Genomic DNA, 4,461 nt, shown 5'->3' with positions numbered 1-4,461 from the left:
GTCGTCGGCTGGGCGGTTTCACTCGTCGCGGCGGGTTGATCGGACGGAATCCCGACGGCGGAAGCACAGGCTCCGACGAGGGCGAGCGATGCGATCAGCGGCAACGCGGTTCGGGCGACTCGCCAACGCCGGGCCGGGGCCGCACTGTTATTCACTGTTTCTCTCCCCCGTTGCAATTTCTCGGACCTTTTCTCCGGCCTCGTCCACCGACTACGCTAACGGACTGTGGAACCCGTCTACCGATCAGTCATCGGCATCGCTCGTACGATCTTCGCGTTCGAGGGCCTGAAGTTCGAGGTCGAGGGCGAGGAGAACATCCCTGCCAGCGGCGGAGCGGTCATCGCCGTCAACCACACCGGCTACATGGATTTCACCTACGCGGGACTGCCCCCGCGTCGCGTGAAGCGCTACATCCGCTTCATGGCCAAGAAGGAAGTGTTCGACAACAAGATCTCCGGCCCTATCATGCGTGCACTGCGGCATATTCCCGTCGATCGTGGCGCGGGAGCCGAGTCGTACAAGGCGGCCGTTCAGAGCCTGCGCAACGGTGAACTCGTGGGGGTCTACCCGGAAGCGACGATCAGTCGCAGCTTCGAGATCAAGGAGTTCAAGTCCGGTGCGGCGCGGATGGCCATCGAGGCCGGGGTGCCGATCATTCCGACGGTGATCTGGGGCGCGCAGCGGGTATGGACCAAGGGCCACCCGAAACGCTTGGGCCGCACCAACACTCCCATCTCGATCGCAGTGGGCGAGCCGATCCCAGCGGAGGGCCCGCCGAAGGAGCTCACCGAGAAGCTCCGCTCGGTGATGCAGAAGATGCTGCTGGAACTGCAGGAGAACTACCACCACGAGCCGGGGGCCTATTGGGTTCCGGCGCGTCTGGGTGGCAGTGCCCCCACCCTGGAGGAAGCAGACAAGCTCGACGCCCAGGACGCTGCGGCACGCGCAGCCAAGCGAGCGGAGTAGAGCGGCCCGATGAATCTCCGCGGTGAACGGGTCGTGCTGCGACCGGTCACCGCCGAGGACGTCCCGGAACTGCGCCGAATACTGCACACCCCCGAGGTGTACGCGCGGTGGGGCGACGAGGACGCCGACGAGAACTGGCCGTTCGACAACCCCGAAGAGAACCGCTCGGTAGTCGAACTCGACGGCGCTACAGTGGGATTGATCCAGTACGGCGAAGAGACCGATCCGATGTACCGGCATGCCTCGATCGACATCTTTCTCGATCCGGCGATTCATGGGCATGGTGTCGGGAAGGATGCCGTCGGCACACTGGTGCGTTACCTGACGGTCGATCTAGGGCATCACCGCCTCGTCATCGACCCGGCCTCGGACAATGCCGCAGCGATAGCCTGTTACAGCGCAGTCGGTTTCGAGCCGGTGGGGATCATGCGCAAGTACGAGAAGGGCCCGGCGGGCTGGCACGACAACCTGTTGATGGATCTCATCGCAGAGTAGTTATCGGTCTGTTCATCAGTGTTGTTCGGAGTCCGTCGGCCGGTCGGCCAACGGTAGTGTCAGTTGGAATCGCGCACCGGAAGGCCCTGCAGCGCAGACGAGTTCGCCGCCGTGCGCCCGAGCGAGCGTGCGTGCGATCGACAGGCCGAGTCCGACGCCGCCCGAGGCGCGGTCGCGCGCGGAGTTCAGCCGAACGAGCCGCTCGAAGATGCGCTCGCGGTCGATCTCGGCAACGCCGGGACCTTCGTCGTCGACGGTGATCACGGCATGCGTATCGGTACCGACCGTCACCCGAACTGTGCCCTCGCCCGGGGTGAAACGGCAGGCGTTGTCGAGAACGTTCGAGAGGATCTGCTCGATGCGGCCTGCGTCCACCCGTACCGGGACCGACTGCGGCGCATCGACCTCGAATTGGACGTTCGGAGACAGCAGTTCCGCGCGCTCGACAGTGCGTCGAGTGATCTCCGAGATGTCCGCGTCGGCCAGTTCCAGCTCGGAAGTATTCTCGGCGCGAACCGAATCGAGCATATCGGCCACCAGACGTGAGGCCCTCGATGATTCGGCGACCAGCAGTTCGCTCCACCTGCCGACTCGATCGGGACGGCGCTCGACATCGCGCAGCAGCGATTGCGTCAGTGCCGAGATCCCGGCGACCGGGGTGCGTAGTTCGTGCGCCGCGTCGGCCAGAAACCGGCGCATGTCCTCCTCGGCGAGGCGCGCCGCGTGCGCAGCCGCAGCTTCTCTGCTTTCGGCCTCCTCCAGCGCGTCGAGCATCTCGTCGACGGCGGAGGCCGTGCGGCCGAGGTCGGTCTTCGGTTTGGATGGCAGCAGCCGTCTTCCCCTGTCTCCATTGGTGATTCGACGAGCGACGGAGGTCATCGAGTCCAGCGGAGACAGTGCCCGCCGCACCGCGCCAGTGAGTGCAGCCGCGGCCAGCAGCAGCGTCACCGCGCCTGCGACGATCATCAGAATCCGCAGTTGCTGCCGAACATCGGCGATGGCGGTGGTGTCGCCGAGTAGCGACAGCGTGGAACCATCCGGCAGAGGTTCGGTGATCTCGAGCGAATCCGACGGTGGTGCTGGTGGAGTGGGAGGCCCCGGGCGAACGGGAGCGTTGGCCGGACCTGCCGGTGGCGCAGCAGGTCTGCTCGCCGGAGCCGAGGGCTGCTCGCCAGGTGCGCCGTAGACGCTGCCGTCGGCGGTGGTGACGCGAACCCGGATGGCATCTCCCTGCAACGCCTGTACCAGGTCCTCCGAGCCGACGCCACTGTTCACCAGCTCGATCGCGCGCGCAGCCCGGTCGGTCAAACGCGCATCCAGATCGCGTCGAAGCTGTTGGCCCAGAACAACATCCACTGACACCCCGACGATGAGAAGTAGTACTGCGAACAATGCGATGACGGTGGTCACCACCCGCATGCGCAACGACGGGGTAGGTGTGTGGTTCGTTGGTCGGGTCATTGCGGTGCCCGCAATGCGTAACCGAGGCCGCGGACCGTATGGATCAACCGTGGCCCGTGAGCCTCCAGCTTGCGACGCAACGCACTGATATGGACCTCGACCAGGTTGGCGTCGTACGCGCCGTAACCCCAGACCGACTCGAGGATGGAGGTTTTCGAGACCGTGCGCCCGCGCTGCGCGACCAGAAAAGTGGCCAGTCGCAGTTCGGTCGCCGTCAAGTCGAGGACATGCCCGGCGCGGGTGACAACACCGGCCGGCTCGTCGACCAGCAGGTCGCCCACCTGCACGGCATCGGAGGATCGGCCGCGTCGCCGAAGCACCGACCGCGCCCGCGCGACCACCTCGTCGAGCTGAAAGGGTTTGACCACGTAGTCGTCGGCACCGTCGCTGAGCCCGCGGAGCCGATCCTCCAGCTGGTCTTTGGCAGTGACCATGATCAGTCCCGCATCGCTGCTCTGGCGGACGACGCCGATGAGATCGAAGCCGTCCCGCGCGCCGGGCAGCATGATGTCGAGGATCACCACGTCCGGGCGGAAACCTGCCATCGTCGTCTCGAAGTCGGCACCGTCGGGCAAGGACGCGACGGTGAATCCCGCGTCCTCGAACGCGGCGACCAGGGCTTCCCGGATCGGCAGCGAGTCCTCCACCACCATCACCCGCGGAGCGGAACTGTATGTCATGCCTCGATTGTCACCCAGCAGCTGAAGTGATCCTGAAGATGCGTCCAGCTTCAGGGTGACTTCAGGTGGAGGCGGCAGGGTCGGTGACAGAACGAATCGAACGAACCACATCCGAACAAGGAGTGACTGTGAACGATCAGACCCAACCGATCCCGGCTGTACCGAACCCGGAAGATGGCCCGAACGAGGAGGCAGTTGCACCTGGATCGAACGAGCGGAAGCGATGGAAGGGGCGGGTTCCGCTGGTAGCAACAGCGGCCGCTGGCCTCGCAGTCGGAGCACTCGTAGCCTCGGCGGTCTTCGCAGCCACCGGGCCCGAGACGTCGCCTGCAGTGTCGACCGTTGCCTCGTCCTCGTCGCTGCAGCGCACCGACGGTGGTGGAGGGTTGGATACCCCCAGTACCGAGACCGCTCCGGAAGCCACCGATGGATCGACCACTCCTACATCCGCTGATGCAGCAACCCCGCCGGCCCCAGGCGAGGGTGCGACTCCGCCTGCGCCGCCTGCGGGTGGCCCGGGCATGGGTGGTCCCGGAAAGGGTGGACCGGGTGCGATGTGTGCGCCGGGCGAGGGTGCGACGCCGCCTGCGCCTGGTGATGGTGCCGGCCCGCCTGCACCGCCTGCGCCTGGCGATGGTGCGACGCCGCCTGCGCCTGGTGATGGTGCCGGCCCGCCTGCACCTGCCGACGGCGCTACGCCTCCTGCGCCTCCTGCGCCTGGTGATGGTGCTGCACTTCCCGCACCTCCTACTGGTTCTTCCGGTTCCTGACGACAATCTCTTCCGGCCCCGCACCGTGTTTTCGGTGCGGGGCTGGATTGCGTTTTCGGGGTTGTTCAGGTGTGGGTGGGTTCAGGCGA

6 protein-coding genes are annotated in these 4,461 nt (G+C 65.9%); 3 read left to right on the top strand and 3 right to left on the bottom strand.

Features of this window, described 5'->3' with window-relative positions; genetic code table 11:
- Window positions 1–225 precede the first annotated feature (225 nt).
- Both J1M87_RS28310 and J1M87_RS28305 read left to right on the top strand, forming a co-directional pair.
- Complete coding sequence (locus tag J1M87_RS28310; protein ID WP_206492958.1) at window positions 226–966, top strand: 1-acyl-sn-glycerol-3-phosphate acyltransferase; 741 nt, start codon at window positions 226–228, stop codon at window positions 964–966.
- A 9-nt stretch (window positions 967–975) separates the two neighbouring features.
- A complete protein-coding gene (locus J1M87_RS28305) occupies window positions 976–1,461 on the top strand; it encodes a GNAT family N-acetyltransferase (RefSeq protein ID WP_206492957.1) in 486 nt (161 codons plus the stop codon).
- A gap of 15 nt (window positions 1,462–1,476) precedes the next feature.
- On the opposite strand, the gene J1M87_RS28300 is transcribed toward J1M87_RS28305, so the two are convergent.
- From J1M87_RS28300 to J1M87_RS28290, 3 genes are all read right to left on the bottom strand, one after another.
- On the bottom strand, window positions 1,477–2,922 hold the full coding sequence (locus tag J1M87_RS28300) for a HAMP domain-containing sensor histidine kinase (protein ID WP_206492956.1): 1,446 nt from the start codon (window positions 2,920–2,922) through the stop codon (window positions 1,477–1,479).
- A complete protein-coding gene (locus J1M87_RS28295; protein ID WP_241257555.1) occupies window positions 2,919–3,602 on the bottom strand; it encodes a response regulator transcription factor in 684 nt (227 codons plus the stop codon). The genes J1M87_RS28300 and J1M87_RS28295 overlap by 4 nt, the downstream gene beginning before the upstream one ends.
- Before the next feature lie 136 nt (window positions 3,603–3,738).
- On the bottom strand, window positions 3,739–4,125 hold the full coding sequence (locus tag J1M87_RS28290; RefSeq protein WP_206492954.1) for a hypothetical protein: 387 nt from the start codon (window positions 4,123–4,125) through the stop codon (window positions 3,739–3,741).
- 50 nt (window positions 4,126–4,175) lie between these two features.
- Here J1M87_RS28290 and J1M87_RS28285 point away from each other — a divergent pair.
- Window positions 4,176–4,461: hypothetical protein (locus J1M87_RS28285; RefSeq protein ID WP_206492953.1), on the top strand; the 286-nt coding region annotated here is incomplete at its 3' end.

Origin of the sequence: Rhodococcus sp. KRD162 (genome assembly GCF_017168335.1) — a bacterium.
Classification (GTDB): Bacteria; Actinomycetota; Actinomycetes; order Mycobacteriales; family Mycobacteriaceae; genus Rhodococcoides.
The sequence above is the reverse complement of the archived record's forward strand: the minus strand, read 5'-3'. Positions and strand labels throughout refer to the sequence as shown.